Annotated in this window: 28 protein-coding genes and 1 other annotated feature; all 28 genes read left to right on the plus strand. The window is 42.5% G+C overall.

Translation table 11 applies throughout. The features are described 5' to 3' along the window. Positions 1 to 7 precede the first annotated feature (7 nt). The 28 genes from mutM to HMPREF0623_RS00895 all read left to right on the plus strand — a co-directional run bounded on the left by mutM (position 8) and on the right by HMPREF0623_RS00895 (position 26,060). Positions 8 to 847, plus strand: a complete 840-nt coding sequence (mutM, locus tag HMPREF0623_RS00765; protein ID WP_002831369.1) for a bifunctional DNA-formamidopyrimidine glycosylase/DNA-(apurinic or apyrimidinic site) lyase — start codon at positions 8 to 10, stop codon at positions 845 to 847. Beyond that, positions 840 to 1,460, plus strand: coding sequence for a dephospho-CoA kinase (coaE, locus tag HMPREF0623_RS00770; RefSeq protein ID WP_004165259.1), 621 nt, complete (start codon positions 840 to 842; stop codon positions 1,458 to 1,460). The genes mutM and coaE overlap by 8 nt, the downstream gene beginning before the upstream one ends. A 1-nt stretch (position 1,461) precedes the next feature. After that, complete coding sequence (gene nrdR, locus HMPREF0623_RS00775) at positions 1,462 to 1,938, plus strand: transcriptional regulator NrdR (RefSeq protein WP_002831371.1); 477 nt, start codon at positions 1,462 to 1,464, stop codon at positions 1,936 to 1,938. After that, positions 1,938 to 3,326, plus strand: coding sequence for a replication initiation and membrane attachment family protein (locus tag HMPREF0623_RS00780; RefSeq protein WP_004165257.1), 1,389 nt, complete (start codon positions 1,938 to 1,940; stop codon positions 3,324 to 3,326). The genes nrdR and HMPREF0623_RS00780 overlap by 1 nt, the downstream gene beginning before the upstream one ends. 3 nt (positions 3,327 to 3,329) lie before the next feature. Continuing rightward, positions 3,330 to 4,259, plus strand: coding sequence for a primosomal protein DnaI (gene dnaI, locus HMPREF0623_RS00785; RefSeq protein ID WP_004165677.1), 930 nt, complete (start codon positions 3,330 to 3,332; stop codon positions 4,257 to 4,259). A 296-nt stretch (positions 4,260 to 4,555) separates the two neighbouring features. Continuing rightward, positions 4,556 to 6,499, plus strand: a complete 1,944-nt coding sequence (gene thrS / locus HMPREF0623_RS00790; protein WP_004165255.1) for a threonine--tRNA ligase — start codon at positions 4,556 to 4,558, stop codon at positions 6,497 to 6,499. A gap of 161 nt (positions 6,500 to 6,660) precedes the next feature. Beyond that, entirely contained in the window at positions 6,661 to 8,406 is a 1,746-nt protein-coding gene (locus tag HMPREF0623_RS00795; protein WP_004165254.1) for a LytS/YhcK type 5TM receptor domain-containing protein, read from the plus strand. After that, a complete protein-coding gene (locus HMPREF0623_RS00800) occupies positions 8,406 to 9,140 on the plus strand; it encodes a LytR/AlgR family response regulator transcription factor (RefSeq protein WP_004165678.1) in 735 nt (244 codons plus the stop codon). The genes HMPREF0623_RS00795 and HMPREF0623_RS00800 overlap by 1 nt, the downstream gene beginning before the upstream one ends. Positions 9,141 to 9,427: 287 nt before the next feature. Next, positions 9,428 to 9,838 carry a CidA/LrgA family protein gene (locus tag HMPREF0623_RS00805; protein ID WP_002831377.1) on the plus strand — a complete coding sequence of 137 codons (411 nt, stop codon included), beginning with the start codon at positions 9,428 to 9,430 and terminating at the stop codon, positions 9,836 to 9,838. Further along, complete coding sequence (locus HMPREF0623_RS00810; protein ID WP_004165679.1) at positions 9,838 to 10,566, plus strand: LrgB family protein; 729 nt, start codon at positions 9,838 to 9,840, stop codon at positions 10,564 to 10,566. Before HMPREF0623_RS00805 ends, HMPREF0623_RS00810 begins: the two co-directional genes overlap by 1 nt. A gap of 58 nt (positions 10,567 to 10,624) precedes the next feature. Beyond that, positions 10,625 to 10,750 (plus strand) — a sequence feature (ribosomal protein L20 leader region). Positions 10,751 to 10,791: 41 nt separating this feature from the next. Beyond that, a complete protein-coding gene (infC, locus tag HMPREF0623_RS00815; RefSeq protein WP_002831380.1) occupies positions 10,792 to 11,292 on the plus strand; it encodes a translation initiation factor IF-3 in 501 nt (166 codons plus the stop codon). A gap of 24 nt (positions 11,293 to 11,316) precedes the next feature. Continuing rightward, positions 11,317 to 11,517, plus strand: a complete 201-nt coding sequence (gene rpmI, locus HMPREF0623_RS00820; RefSeq protein ID WP_002831382.1) for a 50S ribosomal protein L35 — start codon at positions 11,317 to 11,319, stop codon at positions 11,515 to 11,517. Between the two features lie 53 nt (positions 11,518 to 11,570). Beyond that, the gene (gene rplT, locus HMPREF0623_RS00825; RefSeq protein WP_002831385.1) at positions 11,571 to 11,924 is read left to right on the plus strand and encodes a 50S ribosomal protein L20; all 354 of its coding nucleotides are present in this window, start codon (positions 11,571 to 11,573) and stop codon (positions 11,922 to 11,924) included. Positions 11,925 to 12,173: 249 nt separating this feature from the next. Beyond that, positions 12,174 to 12,698 carry a YqeG family HAD IIIA-type phosphatase gene (locus HMPREF0623_RS00830; RefSeq protein ID WP_002831387.1) on the plus strand — a complete coding sequence of 175 codons (525 nt, stop codon included), beginning with the start codon at positions 12,174 to 12,176 and terminating at the stop codon, positions 12,696 to 12,698. 2 nt (positions 12,699 to 12,700) lie between these two features. Further along, on the plus strand, positions 12,701 to 13,810 hold the full coding sequence (gene yqeH / locus HMPREF0623_RS00835) for a ribosome biogenesis GTPase YqeH (RefSeq protein WP_004165681.1): 1,110 nt from the start codon (positions 12,701 to 12,703) through the stop codon (positions 13,808 to 13,810). A 48-nt stretch (positions 13,811 to 13,858) separates the two neighbouring features. Then, complete coding sequence (gene yhbY, locus HMPREF0623_RS00840; protein WP_004165249.1) at positions 13,859 to 14,170, plus strand: ribosome assembly RNA-binding protein YhbY; 312 nt, start codon at positions 13,859 to 13,861, stop codon at positions 14,168 to 14,170. A gap of 17 nt (positions 14,171 to 14,187) precedes the next feature. Then, the gene (locus HMPREF0623_RS00845; protein ID WP_002831391.1) at positions 14,188 to 14,829 is read left to right on the plus strand and encodes a nicotinate-nucleotide adenylyltransferase; all 642 of its coding nucleotides are present in this window, start codon (positions 14,188 to 14,190) and stop codon (positions 14,827 to 14,829) included. Beyond that, entirely contained in the window at positions 14,822 to 15,430 is a 609-nt protein-coding gene (gene yqeK / locus HMPREF0623_RS00850) for a bis(5'-nucleosyl)-tetraphosphatase (symmetrical) YqeK (RefSeq protein WP_004165682.1), read from the plus strand. Before HMPREF0623_RS00845 ends, yqeK begins: the two co-directional genes overlap by 8 nt. Before the next feature lie 11 nt (positions 15,431 to 15,441). Beyond that, on the plus strand, positions 15,442 to 15,798 hold the full coding sequence (gene rsfS / locus HMPREF0623_RS00855) for a ribosome silencing factor (RefSeq protein ID WP_002831393.1): 357 nt from the start codon (positions 15,442 to 15,444) through the stop codon (positions 15,796 to 15,798). Beyond that, positions 15,798 to 16,538 (plus strand): class I SAM-dependent DNA methyltransferase, encoded by a 741-nt coding sequence (locus HMPREF0623_RS00860; protein WP_004165244.1) that lies wholly within the window; start codon positions 15,798 to 15,800, stop codon positions 16,536 to 16,538. The genes rsfS and HMPREF0623_RS00860 overlap by 1 nt, the downstream gene beginning before the upstream one ends. Positions 16,539 to 16,542: 4 nt before the next feature. Then, entirely contained in the window at positions 16,543 to 17,658 is a 1,116-nt protein-coding gene (locus HMPREF0623_RS00865; RefSeq protein ID WP_004165684.1) for a tRNA(Met) cytidine acetate ligase, read from the plus strand. A gap of 36 nt (positions 17,659 to 17,694) precedes the next feature. Beyond that, positions 17,695 to 18,234: a YceD family protein gene (locus HMPREF0623_RS00870; protein WP_002831396.1), complete on the plus strand. Its 540-nt coding sequence runs from the start codon at positions 17,695 to 17,697 to the stop codon at positions 18,232 to 18,234. Positions 18,235 to 18,285: 51 nt separating this feature from the next. Continuing rightward, on the plus strand, positions 18,286 to 18,468 hold the full coding sequence (gene rpmF, locus HMPREF0623_RS09305) for a 50S ribosomal protein L32 (RefSeq protein ID WP_002831400.1): 183 nt from the start codon (positions 18,286 to 18,288) through the stop codon (positions 18,466 to 18,468). A gap of 128 nt (positions 18,469 to 18,596) precedes the next feature. Further along, positions 18,597 to 20,015, plus strand: a complete 1,419-nt coding sequence (gene gndA / locus HMPREF0623_RS00875; protein ID WP_002831401.1) for an NADP-dependent phosphogluconate dehydrogenase — start codon at positions 18,597 to 18,599, stop codon at positions 20,013 to 20,015. 395 nt (positions 20,016 to 20,410) lie between these two features. Then, complete coding sequence (locus HMPREF0623_RS00880; protein ID WP_002831403.1) at positions 20,411 to 21,097, plus strand: response regulator transcription factor; 687 nt, start codon at positions 20,411 to 20,413, stop codon at positions 21,095 to 21,097. Between the two features lies 1 nt (position 21,098). Beyond that, positions 21,099 to 22,574, plus strand: coding sequence for a HAMP domain-containing sensor histidine kinase (locus tag HMPREF0623_RS00885; protein ID WP_002831405.1), 1,476 nt, complete (start codon positions 21,099 to 21,101; stop codon positions 22,572 to 22,574). A 258-nt stretch (positions 22,575 to 22,832) separates the two neighbouring features. Beyond that, positions 22,833 to 24,086, plus strand: coding sequence for an MFS transporter (locus tag HMPREF0623_RS00890; protein WP_002831406.1), 1,254 nt, complete (start codon positions 22,833 to 22,835; stop codon positions 24,084 to 24,086). Between the two features lie 12 nt (positions 24,087 to 24,098). Continuing rightward, positions 24,099 to 26,060 (plus strand): alpha-L-rhamnosidase-related protein, encoded by a 1,962-nt coding sequence (locus HMPREF0623_RS00895; RefSeq protein WP_004165687.1) that lies wholly within the window; start codon positions 24,099 to 24,101, stop codon positions 26,058 to 26,060. Positions 26,061 to 26,100: the final 40 nt, after the last annotated feature.

Consider the following 26,100-nt stretch of genomic DNA (forward strand, 5'->3'; position numbering starts at 1 on the left):
TGAATAAATGCCTGAGTTACCTGAAGTAGAAACGGTACGACGCGGATTGGTCGGTCTGGTAGAGGGCCGCACAATTCAACGGGTGGTGGTGCGATATCCTAAAATGGTCACCCCTGAAGCGGACCAGTTCGCGGCAGAATTAAAAAATAAAACAATTGAAACAATTCGCCGGCGAGGAAAGTACTTGATTTTTGATTTCAGTAATCAGCTTTCAATGGTTTCCCACCTCCGAATGGAAGGAAAGTATGCGGTGGTAGACCGCGACCAACCTTACAACAAACACGACCACGTTATTTTTGAATTAGATGATGGACAGGATTTACGCTATAATGACACCCGAAAATTTGGTCGAATGGTTTTAACCCCCACGGGGCAAGAAATGCAAGTCGGGGGATTGAAGACGATCGGACCCGAACCAACGCCAGAAACGCTGACGTTAGACTACCTTACGAAGGCCCTTCGAAGTCGTAAACGGGTGATGAAAAGCTTTCTTCTAGACCAGTCGTTAATTGCGGGATTGGGCAATATTTACGCAGATGAAGTTTTATGGCTAAGTAAAATTCATCCGCAGCGCCGGTCTAATTCACTTACCGATGCCGAAATTAAATTATTACGGGAAAGTATTTTTGCCGAATTAAACGAAGCCATTGCGGCAAAAGGAACCACCGTGTTTTCTTATTTGGATGCTACTGGACATGCCGGCAGTTTCCAAAACCAGCTGCACGTTTACCATCGCCAAGGATTACCGTGTCCACGCTGCCAAACTCCCATCGAACAAATTAAGGTAGCTCAGCGCAGTACTCATTTTTGCCCGCATTGCCAAGTTTTAACGCCAGAAAATGACTAAGATCCTTGGACTAACAGGTGGAATTGCGATGGGAAAGTCCACCATTAGTAATTTTTTGAGAGATAAAGGAATTCCAATTGTGGACGCTGACGAAATTGCCCACGCAGTTTTGGAATTTAAAGCGGTTAAGGTACAATTAGTTAAGGCATTTGGGACCCCAATTTTAAATGAACAAAAACAAGTTGACCGTAAGCAATTAGGTAAAATAGTTTTTGGGGAGTCAAAAAAACTAGGGGAGTTAAATCAAATTGTCCAACCCGTAATTCGCCAAGAGATCATCCGCCAGTTAAAAAGTTTTACGACGGAGCCCGTGGTCGTTTTAGATGCACCAGTTTTATTTGAACAAGGATACGAGACTTTAGTCGATTGCATTATGGTGGTTTCAACAACTCCAGCAGAACAGCTCCGACGACTGATGGAACGGGATCATTTGACTCGTGAGGATGCTCAAAAACGAATTGACGCTCAGATGCCGATTGAAATTAAACAAAAAAAAGCGGATGTAACCATCGATAGTAGTGGTAGTATTGAAGCCACACAAAAGCAAGTGATAGAATGGCTTGTTAAACAAAATTTACTCCAGACATCCGGAAAGACCGGCGAGGTGAAATAATATGAAATGCCCACATTGTGGTAATAATGGCTCGAGAGTAGTAGACAGTCGACCAACTGATGAAGGCCGCGTAATTCGTCGTCGGCGCGAATGTGAAGACTGTGGTTTTCGTTTTACAACTTTTGAACGGGTGGAAGCCACCCCGTTATTAGTGATTAAGAAAAATGGTTCGCGGGAAGAATTTGATCGCGATAAGATTCTTAAAGGGATTGTCCGGGCAGCAGAAAAGCGACCGGTAAAAATGGAACAAATGACTGATATTGTGGACAAGGTTGAAAATAAAATTCGTTCATTGGGAGAAAGCGAAGTTTCTAGTCAAGTGATTGGAGAATACGTAATGAACATTCTCGTTGATTTAGATGAGATCGCTTATATTCGGTTTGCCAGCGTATACCGGCAATTTAAGGACATGAACGTTTTCTTGAACGAACTCCAGGATATGGTCAAAAAAGATGAAGAAGAAAAGGATCATAAGTAATGACGGAACCAATGGGTAACTTAGCACCAAACGACTCGTTTATTGTGAATACTGATCGACAAATGACCGACTACGAAAGTCGGGCATTAACGGCGCTGTATCGTCCGTTATTATCTTCGGATGCGTACAGTTTAGCAATGACGCTTTGGGAACTAAGTGAAGAAGCGACGGTTTTAAATGAACAGTTTACCCATACAATATTACTGAATTGGCTGGGAATTGATTTACCAGCCATTATGGAAGCGCGAGGCCGGTTAGAAGCCTTGGGTTTGCTAAAAACTTTTCGTAAACAAGTTGATAATCGGGCGTTATTTTTGTACGTTTTGCAAGCGCCAGCTGACCCGATTACCTTTTTCAAAGACGACACGCTAAGCGCATTGTTGCTTGGTGCGGTTGGTGAAAATGAATTTGAACGGTTAAGTCGGCGGTTAATTAAACGCCAGGTTGAGCACGCCGATTTTTATGATGTCTCTAAAAATTTAGGCGACTATTTCCAAATTGGCAGCAGCGTGGTCGACAAACCAAGGCCAATCTCTGCCGTGCAAAAGCAAATTCAGCCGGACGAGCCACAAACGGATTCAGAAACGCTCAATAATAATTTTGACTTTAACTTACTTACTCAAATGCTTAGCACTAGCTTTGTGGATCGTCAAAGCCTAGAAGAAAACCGCCACCTCATTATGGTGGAACAAACTATTTACGGAATTACGGAAAGTGAAATGGCGGAACTGATTAAGTCGGCCACTAACTTTCAAGATAATCGGATTGATAGCCGAACTTTGAAGACTCGGATCGCCCAAAAATACGCCAATGCTAATCAGCAAGGTGCGAAGAAAACGGCTAGTTCAGCGGCTATGCCAACTTCGCCTACAAAGCTCAATTTAGAAGGGCTCACGGCCGAGGAGCAAACGGTGATTAAGTCAACGTATGCATTAGCTCCGGTAGACTTTATTGATCAGATTAAGCAAGAAACCGGGGGCTTTACCACTACGGCGGAAAGACGGGTAATTACCGGCATAGTGGAAACGGGTCAACTGCCGGTTAGCGTCGTTAATTTTTTGATTTTCTATGTATTGGTTGATCAGGGCCGGGCGACGCTGAATAAAAATTTAGTTGAGGCAATCGCCAACGAGTGGATTAAAAATGGCGTAAAAACTCCGCAAAAGGCGTTAGAATTTGTGCGTGAACGCCAGGCTAAAAAGCAAAAACAAGCTACCAAGTCGTATGGAAGACGTAAGCCGGTCGTTCAGCGCGAAACCCTACCAGATTGGGCCAAAAAGGATGCTAAAACTACAACTAACAATGCTAATGATTCTCAAGCGGTGCCGACTACTGCAGAAATTAATGCAAAACTGAAAAAATTACGTGAACGGCGAAAGGAGGAGTAACAAATGGAAAATATTCGCGAAGCAATTGAGGGATTGATGAATAAACGGAAACTCGACCAACGTTTCCAGTCGGTGATGAAAACTGTTTATCAGGATCCCGAAGTTGTGGCCTTTTGCCAAACACACCAAGCGGAGTTAACTACGGAAGCTTTGGAGCGGGGAGCGGCCAAACTATACGAATTTGTTAACGAACGCAGGAAGATTGCGCGGCACGAGCCCTCCTTTTTGCCGGGTTACGAGCCCCAGTTAGTACTCAGCAATCACCTAATTGATATTGAGTACGTGCCTACTAAAGAAATGACAATGAGACGCCAGGCGGCCCAGCGGCAAGCGCTGGTAAAGTCAATTAGTATGCCAAAGATGATTCGGCGGGCTGATTTTAGTGATTACTACCAAGAGCCTGACCGGAATATTGCTTTAAGTAAGACGATGGATTTTGTGGCCGCTTATGATCAGGCACCGGACCAATTTCACCGAGGCTTATACTTAACCGGTAGCTTTGGGGTAGGAAAAACCTACTTGATGGGTGCAATGGCTAATGAATTAGCCAAACATAATTACTCGACAACCATCGTTCATTTTCCTAGTTTAGCGGTGGAATTAAAAAACACGATTGGGGATTCTAAAGAAATTCAAAGCAAGCTTGACGCGGTCAAGCAGGCGCCAATTTTAGTGATTGACGACATTGGTGCAGATAGTATTTCTGCATGGGTACGGGATGATATTTTAGGCGTAATCTTAGAATATCGCATGCAAGAAGAGTTACCAACGTTCTTCACCTCTAACTTTTCAATGGAGCAACTAGAAAAGGAACACTTAACGGTCAACCAACGCGGGGAGGCCGAGCCTTTAAAGGCCAAACGGTTAATGGAACGGATCAAATTTTTAAGTGAAGAGGTTACTTTAATCGGAAAAAATCATCGACAGGGTTGACAAGCAATTTTGAATGGATATAATGAAGTTGTAAATCAGAGTCAAACATGTAGTTTTTAACCTCAGGGAGCCGCGCCATGGACTGTAAGCAAAGCAACTAAAAACTTCCCACTTGACTAGAGACTGATCGAAATATCAGTTCGGGTTGCCACCGTTATCGGTTTAATTAAGTGGTGGATTACGTTCTAGTAGTCTGCAACGAGGGTGGAACCGCGTGAAATAACGTCTAACACGTCCCTGGTATGAAAATACCAGGGATTTTTTTATACTATTTTTTGTAAAGGGAGCGTGTAATTATGGCAGAGATTAAGATTGAATTTCCAGATGGCAGTGTAAAACCTTTTGGTGCTGGTGTCACCGTACTTGAAATTGCGAAGTCAATTGGTACAAGTTTGGCAAAAAACGCCGTTGCTGGAAAAGTTAATGATGAATTGGTTAATTTGGACCAACCACTTGACCAAGATGGAAAGGTTGAGATCATTACCAAGGATTCCGAAGATGGACAATTGGTAAACTGGAATTCAGCAGCTTTAGTATTGACAAGTGCAATCAAGAGCATTTATCCGGAAATCCGGATTGGGGAAATTGGTAACATCGAACACGGTTTTTATGCTGACACCGATAAGGAAGGTCAACAAATTTCGGTCGACGAACTCCCCGCTATTGAAGATAAAATGAAAGATATGATTCAAGCAAAGGTTGCTTTGAGTCATGAAATGTTAAGCGTTGAAGATGCTTTAGCTAAGGTTGATAGCGATCCTTACCAAGCTAAGCTAGTTAAGAAAAACGCTAAAGACGGCAAGGTTAACGTATACGACGTTGATGGCAGCTTAATCGTCAGTGACTGTGTTGCATTACCAGATGCTTCGGGATTGAAAGCCATCAAATTGCTATCCGTTGCGGGTGCTTATTGGGAAGGTAAGTCAAGTAATCCAATGTTACAACGGATTTACGGTACTTCGTTCTTCAACCAAAAAGACTTGGATGCTGAATTGGCACGCCAAAAGGAAGCTCGTGAACGTGACCACCGGGTAATTGGTAATGACCTCGACCTCTTCTTTGTTGATCCAGAAGTGGGCGCTGGATTACCATACTGGATGCCAAACGGGGCAACCATCCGTCGGACAATCGAACGTTACATCATCGACAAGGAAGTCCAACATGGCTACCAGCACGTATACACACCAGTATTAATGAACCTTGACGCGTACAAGACTTCTGGTCACTGGCAACACTATCGGGAAGATATGTTCCCACCAATGGACATGGGTGACGGCGAAATGCTTGAATTGCGGCCAATGAACTGCCCATCCCATATTCAAGTTTATAAGCACCACATCCGTTCGTATCGTGAATTACCATTACGGATTGCTGAACTTGGAATGATGCACCGTTACGAAAAATCTGGTGCCCTTTCTGGTTTGCAACGGGTACGTGAAATGACGTTGAACGATGGTCACACTTTCGTTGCGCCTGATCAAATTCAAGAAGAATTCAAGAAAGTTCTACAATTGATGGTTGAAGTTTATCGCGACTTTGACATTACGGATTACACATTCCGGCTTAGTTACCGTGATCCTGAAAATACTGAAAAGTACTTTGACGATGACGAGATGTGGAACCACTCACAATCAATGCTTAAAGCTGCGATGGATGACCTTGGTTTAGATTACGTTGAAGCAGAAGGCGAAGCTGCTTTCTACGGTCCAAAGCTTGACGTACAAACAAAGACGGCACTTGGTAACGAAGAAACTCTATCAACAATCCAATTAGACTTCATGTTGCCAAAACAATTCGACTTACATTACGTCGGAGCAGATGGTGAAGAACACCGCCCAGTTATGATTCACCGTGGGTTAGTTTCAACTATGGAACGCTTCACGGCTTACCTAATTGAAATGTACAAGGGTGCCTTCCCAACTTGGTTAGCACCAAAACAAGTAACGATTATCCCAGTTAAGGATGACTTGCATGGTGAATACGCAGATAAGTTGCGTGAACAAATGGCTGACCAAGACATCCGAGTTGAAGTTGACCACCGCAACGAAAAGATGGGTTACAAGATCCGTGAAGCACAAACCCAAAAGATTCCATACATCTTAGTAGTTGGGGACAACGAAATGGATTCTAACGCGGTTAGTGTTCGTCGCTATGGTGAAGATGACTCACAAACTGTTTCAGTAGATCAATTTATGCAAGATATTAAAGCTGACATTGATAGCTACAGTCGCAAAAATTAAAAACTTTTAGCTTTCGGGAGCTATGTAAATCCAGGTGGGTTTACATAGCTCTTTTTAGTTGCCCAAATGGCTTTGAAAGATCGATTTACGGCTAAGCAAGGAAAGGCGTTTCATGTATAATTGAAGGAAAGGAACTTCTTAAGCACGAAAGAAGGATTCAAATGCTAAATTTAACCTTACTAATGATTGAACGGGTGGGCCTGATTATTATTTTGGCCTTTTTTCTCGTTAATTTTCCGCCGTTTCGAAAATTACTCTTTCGACAGGACGGCGCCGCTAAATTTCAGTTGATAATTATCTTTGCTTTCTTTACGATTACGGCTAATTTGATTGGGATTGAGCTTTCGCCTGACAACTCTATCCACTTTAATCCGTTATTATTACGAATTCCAGCAGGTTATTCGGTGGCTAACATCCGTATTTTAACGGTTACCGTTTCTGGAATCATTGGCGGACCAATGGTTGGTGGGGTTGTCGGCGCAGTTGCTGGAGTTCATCGTGTTTTACAAGAATCCTTAACTAACGACGCACTTTTTTATATTCCAAGTTCAATTTTGATTGGAATTTTATCGGGATGGTTTTCTAATCAAAAGCAGCATCGGTTTGCGACTATGAAGCCGTGGCACGGTTTTTTGATTGGATTATTGATGGAAACCATCCAGATGACTTTTATCCTAATTTTTAGTCCCACGGGTTGGCGATTGGTAAGGTATATCGCGATTCCCATGATTACGGTCAGCGCACTAGGGACTTCGGTGTTTTTATCAATCGTTGCATTATATTTTCGCCAAGAAGTGGATGTACAAGCAACCCAAACTCGTTCAGTGCTCCAGTTAGCATTAAAAACGTTACCGGCATTTCGCCAGGGACTTAATTACAAATCGGCCCAAGAAGTTGCCAATTTAATGCTTAAGTACACTAATTTTGATGCAATCGGAATTACGGATAAGCAAAAAATCCTCGCCTTCGTCGGGGCGGGGAGCGACCATCACATTGCTGGGCAACCGATTCGAACCGATCTGTCTTTGAAGGCGATTCAATCCGGAGAGGTACAAATTGCCAATAATTTTCACGAAATTAATTGTTCAGAGCCCAAATGCCCGCTCCATTCGGCAATTGTGGTCCCGTTGTTTATTAAAGAACAGATTATTGGCAGCTTAAAAGTTTACTATAAAGAACAGTGGCGATTAAGCCCGGTAGAAATTCAATTAGGGATGGGGCTCGGAGAAATCTTGGCCATGCAGATTATGCTGGGTGATATGGAAAGGCAGACTGAGCTAGTTAAGGACGCAGAAATTAAATCGTTGCATGCCCAAGTGAACCCGCACTTCTTCTTTAACGCAATCAATACAATTGTCGCGGTGATGCGTCAAGACAGTGAAAAGGCACGGGAGTTGTTGATTCAATTAAGTACCTATTTCCGGGCTAACTTGATGGGGAGCCGGGAGGTGGTAATTCCATTATCACAAGAATTTAAACACGTAAGAGCATATTTATCTTTGGAACAGGCTCGTTTTCCAGGAAGGTACCGGGTGCTGTTTAGCAACGCGGTGTCCGAAAATGCCCTAGTCCCACCGTTTACAATCCAAATTTTAGTGGAAAATGCGGTTCGCCACGCTTTTAATCCTAAAATGAAGGATCAACAGATTAAGGTGGGGGTTAGTCAAGTTGCCAACGCGTTAAAAATCGTGGTTGCGGATAACGGGCACGGAATTGACCCCCATATTTTAAAACAGTTAGGACACCAGGTGGTTGATTCTCAAAGTGGTAGTGGAACGGCTTTACAAAATTTAACCGCCCGGTTTGCGGGACTTTACGGTGAGGCAGCAAATTTAGATATTCAATCAAGCTCTGAAGGAACGACAATCACCGTGAAAATACCATTTCAAGAAGGGAAGCAAAAGTGATGAAAGTATTGATTGTTGACGATGAGCCATTAGCTCGCCAAGAATTAAATTACTTATTGGAGGAAAACCCCATCGTTGACCAGGTTGCGGAAGCTGATGGAGTGGTGGAGGCCGACCAGTATGTAGCAAATGAACATCCCGATTTGGTATTTTTGGATATTAAGCTTGAAGATGGTAATGGAATGGCTTTGGCGAAAAAATGGAAGAAAATGGCGGTTTCACCATACGTGATCTTTGCCACGGCGTACGACCAATATGCTTTAGATGCGTTTAGTGCTGAGGCAGTGGACTACGTACTCAAACCCTTTGAGCAAAGTCGCATTAATGAAGCGCTTGACCGAATCAAAAAATTATTGGATCGGCAGCAACGCGATACCGCCAATTACCAGCAAAAATATCTTAATCCGCGACTGTCAATTACTAATGAAGAACGAACGATCGTGATTAAGAAAAATAACATCATTTATTTAGAAGCGCAGGGGGGCACGGTAATTATTCACGTGGCCAATTTACCATTAGTTACCAGCAAACAGCCTCTCCGAAAACTATTGGCAGAATTGGATCCGCAAAAGTTTTTGCAAGTACATCGTAGTTACGTGGTTAACCTTGATTCAGTTTTTGAATTACAACCAAGTTTCAACCATACCTACCAATTGACGTTATCGAATGGAATTAAGATTCCGGTGAGCCGTTCGTACGTTAACGAAACCAAACGCCACTTAGGGATGAAGTGAGTAATAATTCAGGTGATTTAGTTGATGGAAATTAAAGTTATTCCATAAAGTTTTAGTTATCTTAATTTTTAAAAAGTGATCACAACTCTAGGTTAAATTGCTTAGAGAAGTGGTCACTTTTTACGTTGGAATTGTTAAGGGCATTTCATCTCGGGTAGTTGGTATTCTATCCATAATTAGGGTCAATTGATTGTGAAAACGGTTACAAATCGATCAAAATCACTTAGAATTAATGGTGAGCAAGGGAAGAAAAGCCCTTGAATCAAGTGTTTTAAGGAGGAATTCTGATGAAAAAAGATCAAGAGAAAAAGAAGACGCCAATCCTTGTTCAAATGGCGATTTTTGCGGCGATTTTATTCGTTTCGCAAATCATTTCTCAGCTATTTCCCGCAAACATTGTGGTTCCCACTCCGTTAATTGGTATGATTATTTTATATATTTTATTGGCGACCCACATTGTTAAACTCGAACAAGTTGAAAAATTTGGTGACTTTATGATTGGCTTAATTGCTTTCTTATTTGTTCCATCAGGAATTCAATTAGCCGGTAGTTTGGATTTAATGAAAAGGGAAGGGCTCCAGGATATTATCGTGGTGGTCATTTCGACAATTATTCTCCTGGTCGTAATTGCATACGTAGGAGCATTTTTCATTCGAATTCACCAAAAAATTACGGGTAAAAAGGGGGACGATGAATAATGGATGCAGCTTTAGCAACACCGTTTACCGGAATTTTTATTTCTTTAGTAGTTTATCTAATTGGAATGTGGCTTTTTAAAGTTAGCAAAGGCTTCTTCCTATTTACCCCGTTATTAGTTGGAATGGTTTTAGGAATTGTAATCTTAGTTCTTTGGGGAAAGGGAATTGGTTCCACAACTGTCGCAGTTTATAAAAAGTACTATTTACCAGGCGGCAACATGATTTTTTGGTTTTTAAACCCGGCTACCGTGGCATTTGCGATTCCGCTATATCGACGGAACGATATTTTTAAGAAGTACTGGGTAGATGTATTCCTAACCTTGTTCGTCGGTGGTTTTATTTCCTTATTTGGTATTCACATGGTCTCCAAGCTAATGGGACTCTCCCGAGTTTCGATTGCGGCAATGCTACCTCAAGCAGCAACTACCGCAATTGCCATGCCGATTGCAAAGGGAATCGGCGGGGATCCGGCAATTACGGCGATGGTCTGCATTATCAACGCCGTAATTATCTACGCGTTGGCCGAATTCTTAATTAAAATCTTTAAGCTCAAAAATATCTCTAAAGTGGGAACTGGATTAGGACTGGGAGTTTCCGGACACACCGTTGGTTCAGCCAAAGCGGTTCAATTAGGTTCAATTGAAGGTGCAATGGCATCCGTAGCGGTTGTAATCGTTTCAGTAGCGATGGACATTCTAGTTCCAATCTACGTAAACCTCTTTATGTAAAAATAATTTTTTAGTTTAGTTGACAGAGACTGATTATTTTGGTATCTTAGTAAACGTTGAGAAAAAGCAGAGGCCACCGCTTCTCGCCTTGTAACTTAGAAGTTGCTGGGCTAAAGAACGTTGAATGGATGTTGAAGATCCAAAAAAAGCGGGTGGCGTGTGCCATCCGCTTTTCTGCATTCTCGATAATTTTCCTGGAGGTGAAGAACCATAGCAAAAGATACAATGGTAAATGAAACCATTCGGGCTCGTGAAGTCCGCTTGATTGGTGTTAATGGTGATCAATTAGGGGTTAAGTCAAAAGCAGAAGCAATCCAAATTGCTGAAGAAGCTAATCTTGACGTTGTCGTAGTTTCCCCAAAGGCAAAACCACCAGTAGCCAAGATTATGGATTATGGGAAATATCGTTTCGAGCAACAAAAGAAAAAACGTGAAGCTCGTAAAAAGCAAAAGACTGTCAGCATTAAAGAAATCCGTTTGAGTCCGACAATTGATACAAACGACTTTAACACTAAACTTAAGAACGCTAAGAAGTTCTTAGGCAAAGGAGATAAAGTTCGGGTATCAATTCGTTTTAAGGGTCGGGCAATTACCCATAAAGACATTGGTCGTAAAGTACTTGAACGGATGGCTGAGGAGACTTCTGACATCGCTCGGATTGAAGCTCGTCCAAAGATGGACGGTCGGAGCATGTTCTTGGTATTGGCTCCTAATGCTGATAAATAATTTAAATTTCTGGAGGAACAGATTATGCCTAAAATGAAGACAAACCGCGCTGCTGCAAAGCGTTTTAAGAAAACTGCTAATGGCGGTCTAAAGAGTGCAAATGCTTTTACAAGTCACCGTTTCCATGGAAAGACTAAGAAGCAACGTCGTCAATTACGTGGTACAGACATGATGGACAGTACTAACGTAAAACGTTATAAGAAGTTACTTTCAAACATCAAGTAATTAAATTAAACAGAAAAGTAAATGACCTGCGGGTGATTTAAGGAGGAATTATTATGCCACGAGTAAAGGGTGGAACAGTAACACGTCGCCGTCGTAAGCGCGTATTAAAACTTGCTAAAGGATATCGCGGAGCAAAACATATTCAATTTAAGGTTGCTAAAGACCAAGTAATGAAGTCTGGTTTGTACGCATTCCGTGACCGTCGTAACCGTAAGGGCGAATTCCGTCGTCTTTGGATTGCACGGATCAACGCTGCTGCAAGAATGAACGGTTTGAGCTACAGCAAGTTAATGCATGGTCTTAAGGAAGCTGGTATCGACATGAACCGTAAGATGCTTGCTGACCTTGCCGTAAACGATGCTGACGCATTTAAGGCTTTGGCTGAAGAAGCTAAAAAAGCTCTTTAATTAGATACTTAATTAAGTGACTACTAAAAAGGATCGTCCGCTCCATGGTGAGCGCGGTCCTTTTTATTTTGAAGTGAGTCAATTTGGATGAAAATGTGCCAACACATTAAGTTGTCCAAGTAATCACCGCTTACTGTCTTAATTTAACGAAAAGTCCGGAATGGAAGTAGAATTAAGGTTGGCTTCTCTTTTCAAAAAGCATTCCTATCGTTTATAATTGAACAGACAGTAATCATGGGGAGAAAGATTATGAACATTTTTAAACCAACGTGGATGATTGAAAGAATTTACAATCTATCCGCTAAAGATTTAAAGGCCAAGGGAATCACCACCGTGTTAACCGACCTAGATAACACTTTAATTGCCTGGAACAATCCGGATGGTACGCCAGAATTAAAGCGGTGGATTAGTGAATTGAAACGGGAAGGCATTCGGGTAATTGTAGTTTCAAACAATAGTCACAGTCGGGTTTCCAAGGCGGTAGCTGGCTTTGGTTTAGAGTTTGATGCCCGAGCTTTAAAACCGTTAACGGTAGGTATTAAACGAGTTTTACGACAATATCGTCTAAAAAAGGCCGAGACCATCATGGTGGGAGATCAACTCCTTACTGACATGGTAGCGGCCAATTTATCCGGAGTACGGGGAGTGCTAGTGAAGCCCTTAATTGAAACGGATGCTTGGAATACCAAGTTGAATCGTTTTTTAGAGCTATTCATTAAGCGGTCTTTGAAGAAAAAGTATCCGGAATTAGTTTGGCATAAGGAGTTATTATAAGAATGAACGAAGAAGAAATTCGGTGTATTGGGTGCGGGGCAACGTTACAAACGGAAGATGCTCAGCTTCCGGGGTACACGCCGGCGTCGGCCTTAAAAAAAGGTCTAGAAAGCGGACAATTATATTGTCAACGTTGCTTCCGGTTGCGTCATTATAATGAGATTGCACCAGTTAGCATTAGTGATGACGACTTTAGAAAGCTATTGAGTCAGATTAGTGATTCAGATTCGCTAGTGGTTTACGTGGTGGACATGTTTGACTTTAATGGTAGCTTAATTCCCGGACTGCACCGTTTTGTAGGGGACAATCCGGTTCTCTTAGTTGGTAATAAGGCGGATGTTTTCCCTAAATCGATCAAACGGCACCGGATGCGGGAATGGCTACGGCAACAAGCAAAGGCTAACGGAATTGAACCGGTAGACGTGATGATTACCAGTGCTAAACAACGTCCTGCGGTAGAACAATTGTTTGATAAGATTGAACAACTCCGCGATGGACGTGATGTTTACGTCGTAGGGGTTACCAACGTTGGTAAATCAACCTTAATTAACAGTTTGATTGCCTTACGCAACGGGATTAAAGACGTAATCACGACGTCCCGTTTTCCTGGAACTACGTTAGATCGGATTGAAATTCCATTTGACGATCACAGTAAAATGATTGATACACCGGGAATTGTGCATAACGATCAGATGGCACACGTGTTAACGGCGGAAGATCTTAAGTACATTTCGCCGAAAAAGACGATTAAACCGCGCGTTTATCAATTAGGTGATGAGCAAACTTTATTTGCGGGTGCTTTGGCGCGCTTTGACTACGAAAATTCAACGGGCTCAGTCACTGCCTATTTTGATAACAATCTAATGATTCATCGCACTAAGCTAGCTAATGCCGATCATTTTTATGAAAAACACGCTGGAGAACTTTTGACACCACCTGCGGCAGAAAATCTGGCCAATTTGCCTGAATTAGCACGCCACCATTTTAAGATTGAGGAAGATAGTGACGTGGTCTTTGAAGGTTTAGGTTGGATTGCAGTTCCCGCGGGAAGCGTGGTTACCGCTTGGGCACCAAAGGGTATTTCAGTAGTAATCCGGCGGGCTCTAATCTAAGAACGAAGTACCATCGCTGGTAAGTAACTAAATAAAGGGAGTATTGATTTGAAATTAAGAGGAAAACAAAAACGTTATTTACGTGCTCAAGCACACCATCTCCGACCCGTTTTTTCGGTTGGTAAAAACGGACTGACCAAGAGTTGGCTTGCTCAATTAGGCGGCGCGTTAGATAACCACGAATTATTAAAGATTAACTTACAGCAAAATACCGACGTAACGACTGCCGAGGTTAAGGAGTTTATTGAACAGCAAACCGACATCCAAGTCGTCCAAACGATCGGTCACGTTTTGGTTTTGTTTAAAGTTTCTGCAGACCCAGATAAAAGAGAGATTTCAGAAAACGTTCAAAAGATATAATGGTAAGGTGATTAATATTGATTTCGACAAAGTCAAAAAGTGTTTCGGGAGTTCAAGTAGAGGTGGTTGAAGAACCACTAACACAAGCAAAGGGCAAGAAAATTGGTATTTTAGGCGGAACGTTTAATCCGCCGCACCTTGCGCATTTAATGATTGCAGAACAGGTGGCTAGCCAATTAGGATTGGATAAAATTCTGTTTGTCCCAGATTATCTGCCACCTCACGTGGATAAAAAAGAAGCGATTGCTGCGGAGCACCGGGTTGAAATGGTTCGCTTGGCAATTCAGGGGAACCCTAACTTTGATTTAGATTTAATCGAAATTAATCGCGGGGGGACCAGTTATTCTTACGATACGGTCAAGGCATTAAAAGAAATGCACCCCGAAAACGACTACTACTTTATTATCGGTGGTGACATGGTCAACTACTTGCCAACTTGGCACGAAATCGATAAATTAGCCCGCATGGTTCATTTTGTGGGGGTCGATCGGCCAGAGTACGAGCGAGATGCGAAGTATCCGATTATTTGGGTTGACACTCCCCATTTTGATTTAAGTTCAACCATGATTAGGGAAAAGGTTAATAAAGGGTGCTCAATTAAATATTTAGTACCCGATGCTGTAGAAGATTATATAAGGGAGCATCATTTATATGAGTAAAGTAGAGTTGACTTACGAAAGTAATTATATTCCGATGAACCGAGAAGAATTGGTTGCGGCGGTACAAAAAAGCGTTCAAGGTCCCCGATTTGACCACATCTTACGCGTAGAACAAAAGGCCATTGAGTTAGCAAAACAAAATGACGCTGACGTGGAAAAAGCTAGTATTGCGGCTTTATTGCACGATTATGCTAAAAATCGGCCTGATAGTGAATTTATTGGTTACATTAATAAATTACAACTGGACCCAATTTTGTTAGATTATGGTAACGCGATTTGGCACGGAGTTGTCGGAGCAGAAATTGTCAAAAACGAATTAAAAATTCAAGATGAAGAAATCTTAAATGCAATTCGGCGACACACGGTTGGAGCACCATACATGACTTTAATTGACCAAATTGTCTTTATGGCCGATTATATTGAAGACGGCCGGGATTTTGACGGGGTGCAACAAGCGCGCATCATTACGGAACAAAGTTTACCAAAGGGCGTTGCGCTTCAGATGAAGAATACGCTGGCTTATTTAGTAGCCAACAACCGCCCGGTATTCCCCGCCACCATTGACAGTTACAACGCGTGGATTGCAAAACTTAACGACTAAGGAGAATGAAAGTGGATAACAAACAAAGCTTAGAATTAGTAGTAAAAGCAGCCGATAGTAAGCGTGCTGAGGGAATTATTGCCTTAGATGTACACGAAATTAGCACTTTGGCGGACTATTTCGTGATTACTAGCGCGGACTCAAATCGACAAGTAGCAGCGATTGCAGACGCAATTATTGAAAAAGCAAAAGAAAACGACGTAGAAATTCGTCGAATTGAAGGTTACCGGGCGGCCGAATGGATCCTCATTGACCTAGGTGACATCGTAATTAACGTTTTCCAAACTGACCAACGGAAGTTTTATAACTTGGAAAAGTTATGGTCAGAAGCTAAGAACGTAGAAATTGCGGATTGGATTACTGAATAATGATTTACCAGAGTTTTGCGGTACTTTATGACCAGTTGTTTGATGAAGAACAGTACCAAAATTGGTTTGAATATACCAAACAACAAGTTGATTTGAATCAAACCCACGAATGGCTAGAGTTAGCTTGTGGAGCCGGGCGCCTGGCGGTTAAGTTGGCAAAACAACGCCAAAAGGTGACCGGTTTTGATTTATCAAGTGAAATGTTGGCTTTGGCGGAACAACACGCGTATTCTGCAAAAGTTCCGTTAGAACTGGTCCAGGGGAATATGCTTGATTTAGCGGAATTACCCACCTATGACGTGATTTCTTGCTACGCCGATTCGTTTTGCTATTTAGCAAACGAAATTGAGTTATTGACGGCCTTTACGCAAGTGCACGATCACTTAAAGGAAGGTGGTCAATTTATTTTTGACGTGATTACTCCTTACCAAACGGGAGAAGTATATCCGGGATACATGTTTAATTATCAAGACGACCAGCAGGCTTTTCTTTGGACCAGCTATGCCGGCGAAGATCAATACCATGTTGAACATGATCTAACCTTCTTTACTAAGCAAGATCCAACGTCAGAGGCGTTTTACCGGACGGAAGAGACCCATTTTGAACGAACTTACGAATTAGATACGTATGTTGGTTTATTACAGAAAGCGGGCTTTTCTGTGGTGAAGTACTTTGCAGATTTTGGTAACGCGCCGGTAGATGAACAGACTACGCGCTGGTTTTTTAGCTGCAGGAGGTAGTAGAATGCGGGCTTGTGCGGTAATTGCGGAGTTTAATCCGTTTCATAATGGACACCAGTACTTGCTGAAAACGGCTCGGAAAACTTCCCAAGCCGACGTGATGATCGTGATAATGAGCGGCAATTTCGTGCAACGGGGAGAGCCGGCCTTAATAAACAAGTGGGAACGGGCAGCCGTGGCCTTGCAAAGTGGTGCCGATTTAGTAGTGGAAATGCCCACTGAGTACGCTGTGGCAGCCGCGCGGGATTTTGCCCAAGCGGGAGTTCAGATTGCCCAGTGGCTTCGAGCGGATGCGTTAGCATTTGGGTGTGAGACCCCTGGATTAGATTTTCAAGCACAAAGTCGGTTACTTGACCGGACTTTTAGCGAGCAAGATTATAATCAAAGTTTCGCCAGTCAGCTGTTTGCGGAAAGTTCGTTAAGCCGGTCTAACGATATTTTAGGGGTTAACTATGCTTATTGGCAGTTGCGGCTAGCACCTAAATTAACTTTATTGCCTGTGGAACGGTTGCAAGCGGGGCACCTAGACCAAGAAATCAAGGGCACGATTGCCAGCGCGACAGCCATTCGTCAGTCAATTCAACGGAATGATGCTCAGTATCAACAAGCGGTACCTGACCGAATGAAAAAGGTGTTAGAACGTCAAAAGCCGGTTGATTGGCAAGCATTTTGGCCCTTTTTAGAGTACCGGTTAAAAACAACTTCTGCTAAAGAATTACGCCAAATCCGCGGAATTAACGAAGGCATTGAAAATCGGATCCTTGCCCAAGCGGCACAAAGTAGTTCCTTTATGGAATTAATGACGAATTTAAAAACCAAGCGGTATAGCTATACTAGTTTACAGCGCAAATTAACCGCTATTTTATTAAACCTGCGGGTACTGAGTCCGTTGCAAAAGACTCGTCTGCTGGCGGTTAATGCTCAGGGGCAAGCCTATTTGCGGGAACACGATTTTCGTGAAGTTCTGATGACTAAGGTAACGAAAGCGGATTTTACTGCCAGTTATCAGCTAACTAAGCGCGCGGATGAGCTATATCAAATGGTGGCGCCTTACGAATGGGGAAGGACGCCGATTTTAGAAAAGAATGTCAAGGAAAAAACGTTGACAAAGAAATCCTAGATGGTATAATTATTTCTGTTGCATTGGAGGTTCACTATGGAATGGTATTTTACAGAATTGCGTAAGCATAAAGAACCGTTTCAGTTCGATGAGACAATGGATTTGGAACAATCTTTAATCGAACGCTTTCCAGATGTAGTTTTAAAATGCTCACCAATCAATTTTAAAGGCACCGTGACAAACGACCGGGATTCAGTTATGATTGATGCTGAGATCAGTTGTGATTTAACGGTTCCGTCGTCGCGTTCCTTAACACCTGTTCACTTAAAGCTTGATTTTTTTGTCAATGAAATTTACGTGGATAGTGCTAGTTTGATTGACACGTTCCCACAAGAAGAAGTGGTCATGTTAGTCAAGGATGACGTAATCGATGTCGATAAGTTGGTTGAAGACAACGTAGTTTTACAGGTTCCCATGCAGGTTTTAACCCCTGATGAAGAACAGAAGGGCACTATGCCTTCTGGTGCAGAATGGCAAGTGGTTTCGGAAGTAGCAGCGGAGTCGGAGCAAGATAAACAAGTTGATCCACGCCTTGCAAAGTTAAAAGATTTATTGAAAGATAATTCTGATCAGTAAGGCTTTAAATTAAGCGGGAGACCGTAATTCTCTTAAAGGAGGTGCTCATTGATGGCTGTTCCAGCAAGAAGAACATCAAAGACACGTAAGCGTAATCGTCGTGGACACATTAAGTTAACTACTCCAGGTTTGGCACCATGCCCAAACTGTGGTGAATTACGAGTTTCACATCGTGTTTGCCCAAGTTGTGGTTACTACAACGGCAAACAAGTTATTGACGTGAAAGCTAACTAATGATTAAAAAGCAACAAAAGGAGCCTAGGTCCTTTTGTTGCTTTTTTGTTTTAAACTTCTTTAATCAAAGTGATTTTTTTGGTAGTATTAATTCGACAGAGTCGTTGTCAAAGAGGAGGAATAGCAACATGGATAAACCACAAATTGGGGTCATTGGAATGGCCGTAATGGGAAAAAATCTCGCGTTGAACATTGAAAGCCGCGGATACACGGTTGCCATCTACAACCGGACGGCTGCTAAAACAAAACAAGTAATGGAAGATCATAGTGATAAGAAGTTAGTTCCTTCTTACACGATTGAAGATTTTGTTAATTCACTTGAAAAACCTCGTCGCATTATGATGATGGTTAAGGCTGGTAAGCCAACTGACGCAGTGATTGCTGAACTCTTGCCGCTTTTGGATAAGGGTGACGTGTTAATCGACGGTGGCAACACCTACTTTGAAGACACAATGCGCCGTAACAAGCAACTTGATGAATCTGGAATCAACTTTATCGGTACCGGAGTTTCTGGTGGTGAATTAGGGGCGTTACAAGGTCCTTCAATGATGCCAGGTGGTCAAAAGGAAGCTTACGACCTTGTTGCACCAATTTTTGAGCAAATTGCTGCAAAAGCTAAAGATGGTGAACCTTGCGTAACGTACATTGGGCCTAATGGGGCTGGTCATTACGTAAAGATGGTCCACAACGGAATTGAATACGGTGACGAACAGTTAATCGACGAAAGTTACGACTTAATGCGTAAAATGGTTGGTCTTTCCGTTGAAGAAATTGCTGACATCTTTGCAGAATGGAATAAGGGTGAATTGGATAGTTACCTAATTGATATTACTGCAGACATCTTAACCCGGAAAGACGATCTTGGCAGCGACAAACCAATTGTTGACATGATCATGGACAAGGGTGGTAACAAGGGAACTGGTAAGTGGAGTTCTCAAAACGCCCTTGAATTAGGGGTTCCACAATCATTGATTACGGAATCAGTTTATGCGCGTTACATCTCGGTTCTAAAAGACGAACGGGTTGCTGCAAGCAAAGAATTGACTGGTCCTAATCCAAAACTCGATGTGGACAAGCAGGAAATCGTTGAAAAGATTCGCCAAGCGCTTTACTTCAGTAAGATTATGAGCTACGCACAAGGATTTGAACAAATGCGGGTAGCTTCTAAGCACTACGACTGGAACCTTAACTTTGGTGAGATTGCTAAGATTTGGCGTGCTGGTTGCATTATCCGTGCCCAATTCTTGCAAAACATCACCGATGCATTTGACAAGAATCCGGAACTAAGCAACTTATTGATGGATGATTATTTCCAAGAAATTGCAAAGAAGTACCAAGATGCAGTTCGCGAAGTAGTTGCCCTTGCTGTTAAAGCAGGTATCCCGGTTCCCGCATTTTCAGCTGCGGTTGCTTACTACGACTCTTATCGCTCAGAAGTACTTCCCGCAAACTTATTACAAGCACAACGGGACTACTTCGGTGCACATACCTACGAACGGGTTGACCGTGACGGCATTTTCCATTACTCATGGTATGAAGAACAATAGACTTAGATAATTAAAAATAACTGTCCGCGAGCCTTGACTTAGATATCCTTGAAGATTGGGAGTAAAAAGTTGGGGAATTTGCGAGCAGTAACTGGAAATCGATCGTTATGCCTCAATTGGGCATAAGGGTCGATTTTTGGTTAAGCGGGAAAAACTAACTTACGGCGCACGTTGTGATTTCATTAAAATTATCGCACAAATGTTTTTAGTCGCTGCTTAATTTTTGGGTCGGTTTTGAATAGGTGTATTCGCTATTGCGACGGCCAGAAAGAAAAATGCATACCTCCAATAAAAACGCTTGTCAGCAACTTAGAGAACTGCTAGGCAAAGCCAGTTGACAATGTTAAAATTTAGAAGTATAGAGATTAAAATAATTTAATTTTGGAGCGGAAAAAATGAGTAAAATTTTGATAATTGAAGATGAAAAGAGTTTGGCTCGCTTTGTAGAGCTAGAACTACAACATGAAGGATACGAAACCGAAGTCCAAGGAAATGGTCGGACCGGTTTAGAAGCCGCCCTTTCAGAAGACTTTGACGCGATTTTATTGGACTTAATGTTGCCTGAAATTAACGGGATTGAAGTTTGTCGCCGGATTCGTCGGGAAAAGATTACCCCAATTATTATGATGACGGCACGCGATTCAATTATTGACCGGGTGTCCGGATTAGACCACGGTGCCGATGATTACATCGTTAAACCATTTGCCATCGAAGAATTGTTAGCTCGTTTGCGTGCGGTTCTTCGGCGGGTTGACCTCGAAGAACAGGATACTTCTTTCCACCAAACGACTGTAGAATTTAAAGACATCGTTATTGAAAAGGAAAATCGGGTCGTTAAGCGAAATAACGAGGTAATCAATTTAACCAAACGTGAATATGAACTCTTGCTACTTTTAATGGAGAACGTAAACGTGGTTCAGTCCCGGGAAACTTTGTTGAGTAAGGTTTGGGGCTTGGAAGATGGCGTGGAAACCAATGTAGTGGACGTTTACATCCGGTATTTACGGAATAAAATTGACGTGGCAGGGCAGCCTAGCTACATCCAAACGGTTCGGGGCACCGGCTACGTGATGAGGACCTAAGATGTTGAAGCAAGCAATTCGTAATCAACGGGTTTCCCTAAAATGGAAATGGGCGATCGGCACCGGTGTCGGAGTTTTGATAATTTTTGGCCTGTTTTCATTTTTCTTGTTTAAAATTTTAACCGGATCACTTTACTCCGTAGAACGGCATAACGTTGAAAATACAATTAGTCAGGTTAACGACCGGCTCCGCAGTGCTCAGGTTATCAATTATCAAACTACCAATATTTTTCGGCCTAATTTTAACGAAAAGTCTACGGAGCACCAACACCGGGTTTTTGACGATAATTTGCTAGCTAATTTGACGCGTAAGGATTTGGCAGTGACCGTATATGATTTAAAGGGGAAAACCGTTTTTTCTAACCAGCGAAATCCGTTGCAAATGAAAAAAGTCAGCCACCGGGTGGTTAAGCACCAAAAGTATCACGGGCAAAAAATTATCGTGGGACAGGCGCCCATCATTAACCGAAATAAGCAAAAAATTGGCTATGTGGAAGTTGTCAACCTGCTTCGGGACTACGGACGCAATTACCACCGCTTAATTTGGTTGTTTGGGTTGACCTCGCTGCTGGTCTTTATGATTATTTCGATTTTCGGGTATGGCTTAGCATCCTACCTGCTCCGGCCAATGCGCTCCATTAACATCACGATGCGGGAATTAGAAAAGGATCCGCAAACGGAATCTCGGGTGCCAGTTTTGAACACCAACGATGAATTGGAGGACTTAAGCCAACAATTTAATAGCATGATTGATCGGATGCAACGCTATATTGACCAACAGCGACAGTTTGTTGAGGATGTTTCTCACGAATTGCGGACCCCCGTTGCCGTGGTGGAAGGCCACTTAAAGATGCTTAAACGATGGGGGAAAGACGATCCGCAGGTACTGGAAGAATCGATTGAGTCTTCATTGGAAGAAACTCAGCGCATGAAGAGTTTGGTCAGTGAAATGCTGGACTTAACGCGCGCAGACCAAATCGAAATTAATTACCCAAATGAAAAGACCAACGTGGCTCGGCTCGTCAACCAAGTTTTTAACGACTTTAAGATGATCCATCCGGAGTTTCAGTTTACGATGGACAACGAGTTGATTGGGGAGCCGATTGTACAAATTTATCGTAATCATTTGGAACAGATTCTGGTGATTTTACTAGATAATGCCGTAAAATACTCTCGAGAACGTAAGGAAATTCACTTATCGATTGCCAACACTAAGCAATTTGTTGAAATTGCGGTGCAAGACTTTGGCGAGGGGATCTCCGAAAAGGATTTAAAGCTTGTCTTTAACCGGTTTTACCGGATCGATAAGGCTCGAAGCCGGGATCAAGGCGGCAACGGCCTAGGACTGTCCATTGCTAAAAAACTGATTGAGGAATACCACGGAACGATTTCGTTAGAAAGTTCGGTGGGATCGGGTTCAGTATTTAAAATTGAATTGCCAATCCTACAAAACCCGGGCTACGACCAAAATTATTAAAAATGACGAACTAAGCACTTTTCCAGGATTTTACTAAAATCCTGGAAGGGTGCTTTTTTGTTGCAGTTTTTGGCTTTAATGAACCAACTAAGGGAACCTTGCGGGTAACTAAACCGCAAAATAGACCTGGAGTTTTGCAATCGAATAGCTGTGCCAACGATATTGTAAGCGTTATCAAACGGTCGCAGTATATAAACCATAGAAACGTTTCTAAGTCTTTTAAAAAACGGGTTAGATTTGATTGAGGAGTTGAAGAGTATGGGTGAACAAGTAACCCCAAAAATGGATCGTAAGACGTTTTCGTTGGTTTTAGTTGCGGGAACGGCGTCTTATTTGGACTCTAGTTTGCTAGTTAGTTTGGGAGTAGCTTTACCAATTTGGACTCGAATTATGCACTTAAGCCCGTTGTTATCCGGGTTAATTTCGACCTTGTTAACTTTGATGGTAGCGCTGGGTGCCGTAGTTGGTGGATGGCTAGCCGATCGGTTTGGTCGAGTCCGTGTGTTTAATTTAGATATTTTATTCGTGGCGGTGGGGGCAATCATTATTGCATTCGCCCCTAATTTACCAATTTTGCTAACGGGAACCATCGTTGCGGGAATAGCTTCGGGGGCGGACTTGCCCACCTCGTTAGCCGTAATTTCAGAACGAACTTCTGACGCAATGTATGGCCGAGCAATTACGATTACCCAAATCTTTTGGACGGTTGGCATTTTGTTATCGCAATTTTTAGGATTTTTAACTTCGGCAATGACGGTCGGTTCGGTGCGGGTAATCTTTAGCGTAATTGCTTTAGTTGCCCTGGTCAATTGGTCAGTTCGGGTCTTTTCTCCAAAATTTAAAAGAGTGGAAGATTCGTTGGTGGACGACCAAAAAGCGACTTTTAATTCGCAGAATGGTCAGCAAAGGGTTAAACTAGGCGAAATTCTAAAGAATCCGGCTTACTTAAAGATTCTAGTGGCGTTAACGATGTTTTATTTATTTTGGAACCTGCCTGCTAATACGTGGGGTTCTTTCGTAAATTATTTTTTGGTGACGGTTTCGCACCGCACCCAAGCATTTGCAACCTTGGTTGCCTTAATTGCTAATGTATTTAATCTGGCATCGAATTCGATTTACGTGAAGGTTGCGGACACCAAGTACCGGTATCCAGTAATGGAAGGAGCTATTTTAATTGGGGCGGTATCTTTTTTCTGTGCGGGAGTTTGGAGCGACGTTTGGTGGGCCTTTGCAATTGCGTACGTTTGTTATTCCGCTACAAACACTTTGTGTGGCGAACCAATTTATAAAATTTGGACCCAGACGTTCTATCCGGTAGAAGTTCGCGCTTCAATTACCGGCTTTTCATATGGATTCGTGCGGCTATGCACGGCAATTTTTTCGCTTTTTACACCGACGTTAATGGCGTGGTCAGTACAAAATTTTTTATGGATAATTTTTGCTTGTGCGTTAATTTCAGGTGTCTTCGCAATTGGGATTGTTCAAATGCTACGGCACCGGAAAACGCGTTAGAAGGGAGATAAAATGAATCAAACTTATTGGATCTGGTATCCTGGAGATTTTGCAATTCACCAAGGAATGCTACAGAACTTTTCTCGTGAAGAACGGGGGATGCAATGGCCGGCATACTGGTACTTAGAGGATTGTTACCGGAACGTGAAGTTTTTAAAAACTTACCAGCTTAAAAACGCAACTAGTTTTATGGTGCGTAGCCATCAACCGGGATACGTAACGGTCAATGAACAGAAGTATTCGTTAAACGAACCAATTAATTTAACTGCAGGGGAACAGCAAATTGTTATCTACGTATTTAGTGCTAAAGACTTACCCTGTGTATACGTTGCGGGAGCGGAAATTTATTCCGATGCTAGTTGGGTTGCAAGTAATTATATTCAAGAGCGTCCAGTCGGGTGGAGTGCAATGTTTACTAGCAACACGGATGATCCTAATCAAATCCCATATCGATGTCGAGAAACTTTTCCAAAGCAAATTGTTGAGCGAGCAGGCGGAAAGTTAATTGATTTTGGTAGGGAAATTAATGCCACCGTTCGTTTTACTAAATTAAGCCACCCGATCCAAGTTTGCTATGGAGAGTCAGTAGCCGAAGCTTTAGATACCGTTAACTGTTATTATCAGCAACGCGATGTAAGGGAAAATGAAGAACTGCCTAAACGAGCGTTCCGTTACCTATTTATTCCAGACTATCCCGATGGACAACTAGAAGCTGTAGCGACTCAAATCGACTTACCAATGCAAAATCACGGCATTTTTAAATCGGACGACCCTTTGCTTAACCAAATTTGGCAAGTTTCGTTACGCACTTTCAAACTATGCAGCGATCTTTTCTTTATCGATGGCATTAAACGGGACCGCTGGATCTGGGGCGGAGATGCTTACCAAGATAACTTTATTAACCAATATTCCTTTTTTAACGAAGAGGTTGACCGACGAACCATTTTAGCGTTACGTGGCCATGACGAGGTTCGCCAGCACATTAATACCATCGTTGATTATTCGCTGTTGTGGATTATTAGCATTTACAACCATTACGAAATGTCTGGGGATCGTGATTTTTTGCAAATGATTATGCCCCGGATGGAGAAGATGATGGATTACTTACTAGCACAAACCAATTCCCTGGGCTTCATTATTGGCCGACCACAAGACTGGATCTTTGTGGATTGGTCGCCAATTGATAAAGAAGGACCGGTTGCTGCTGAACAGATGTTTTTATTGCAAGCGTTAAAAGCAATGACGGTAACTAAGAAAGTCTTGGGAAAAACCGCGGATGCTCAGCATTATCAGCAACGCTTTGACCAACTAAAACAAAATGTCTGGAAGTATTTTTGGGATGAAGCAAGCGGGGCGTTTATTGATAGTTATGAATCTAAACGGAGGCATGTAACTCGCCATGCTAATATTTTAGCGGTCCTTTTTGCGGTGGCCGATCGCAGACAGCAGCAGTTAATTTTGGAACGCGTTCTCTTAAATGATCGGGTTACGGCATTGACCACCCCGTACTTTAAATTTTTTGAACAAGACGCTTTGTGTAAGCTAGGACAATATGACCAAGTGTATCAAACCATTAAAGAATACTGGGGAGCAATGGTTGAAAAGGGTGCCACCACCGTTTGGGAAGAGTATGATCCGCAGGTATCGGGGGATGCCCAGTACGCAATGTATGGCGACCCTTTCGGAAAAAGTCTTTGTCATGCTTGGGGAGCAAGTCCAGTTTATCTACTGGGGCGCTATTTCTTCGGATTACGCCCCACCCAAGCGGGTTACGCAACTTTTGAAATCCAACCCCACCTAGCTTATTTTCAAAAATTACACGGCCAGTTGCCAATTAAAGACGGCCTCGTCCATTTTAAAGTAAACCGTGGTCAACTGACCATCACGTGCGATCGTAATGGGGGAACGGTAATTAGCCAAGGCAAACGAATTCCGTTGCTGGCCAATCAGCCCGTAGTAATTCCCATTGCGTGACGGAGGATTGCTAGCAAAAAAGGGGGTTAAGGGGATTCTT

It is taken from the genome of Pediococcus acidilactici DSM 20284, from assembly GCF_000146325.1.
GTDB classification, from domain to species: domain Bacteria; phylum Bacillota; class Bacilli; order Lactobacillales; family Lactobacillaceae; genus Pediococcus; species Pediococcus acidilactici.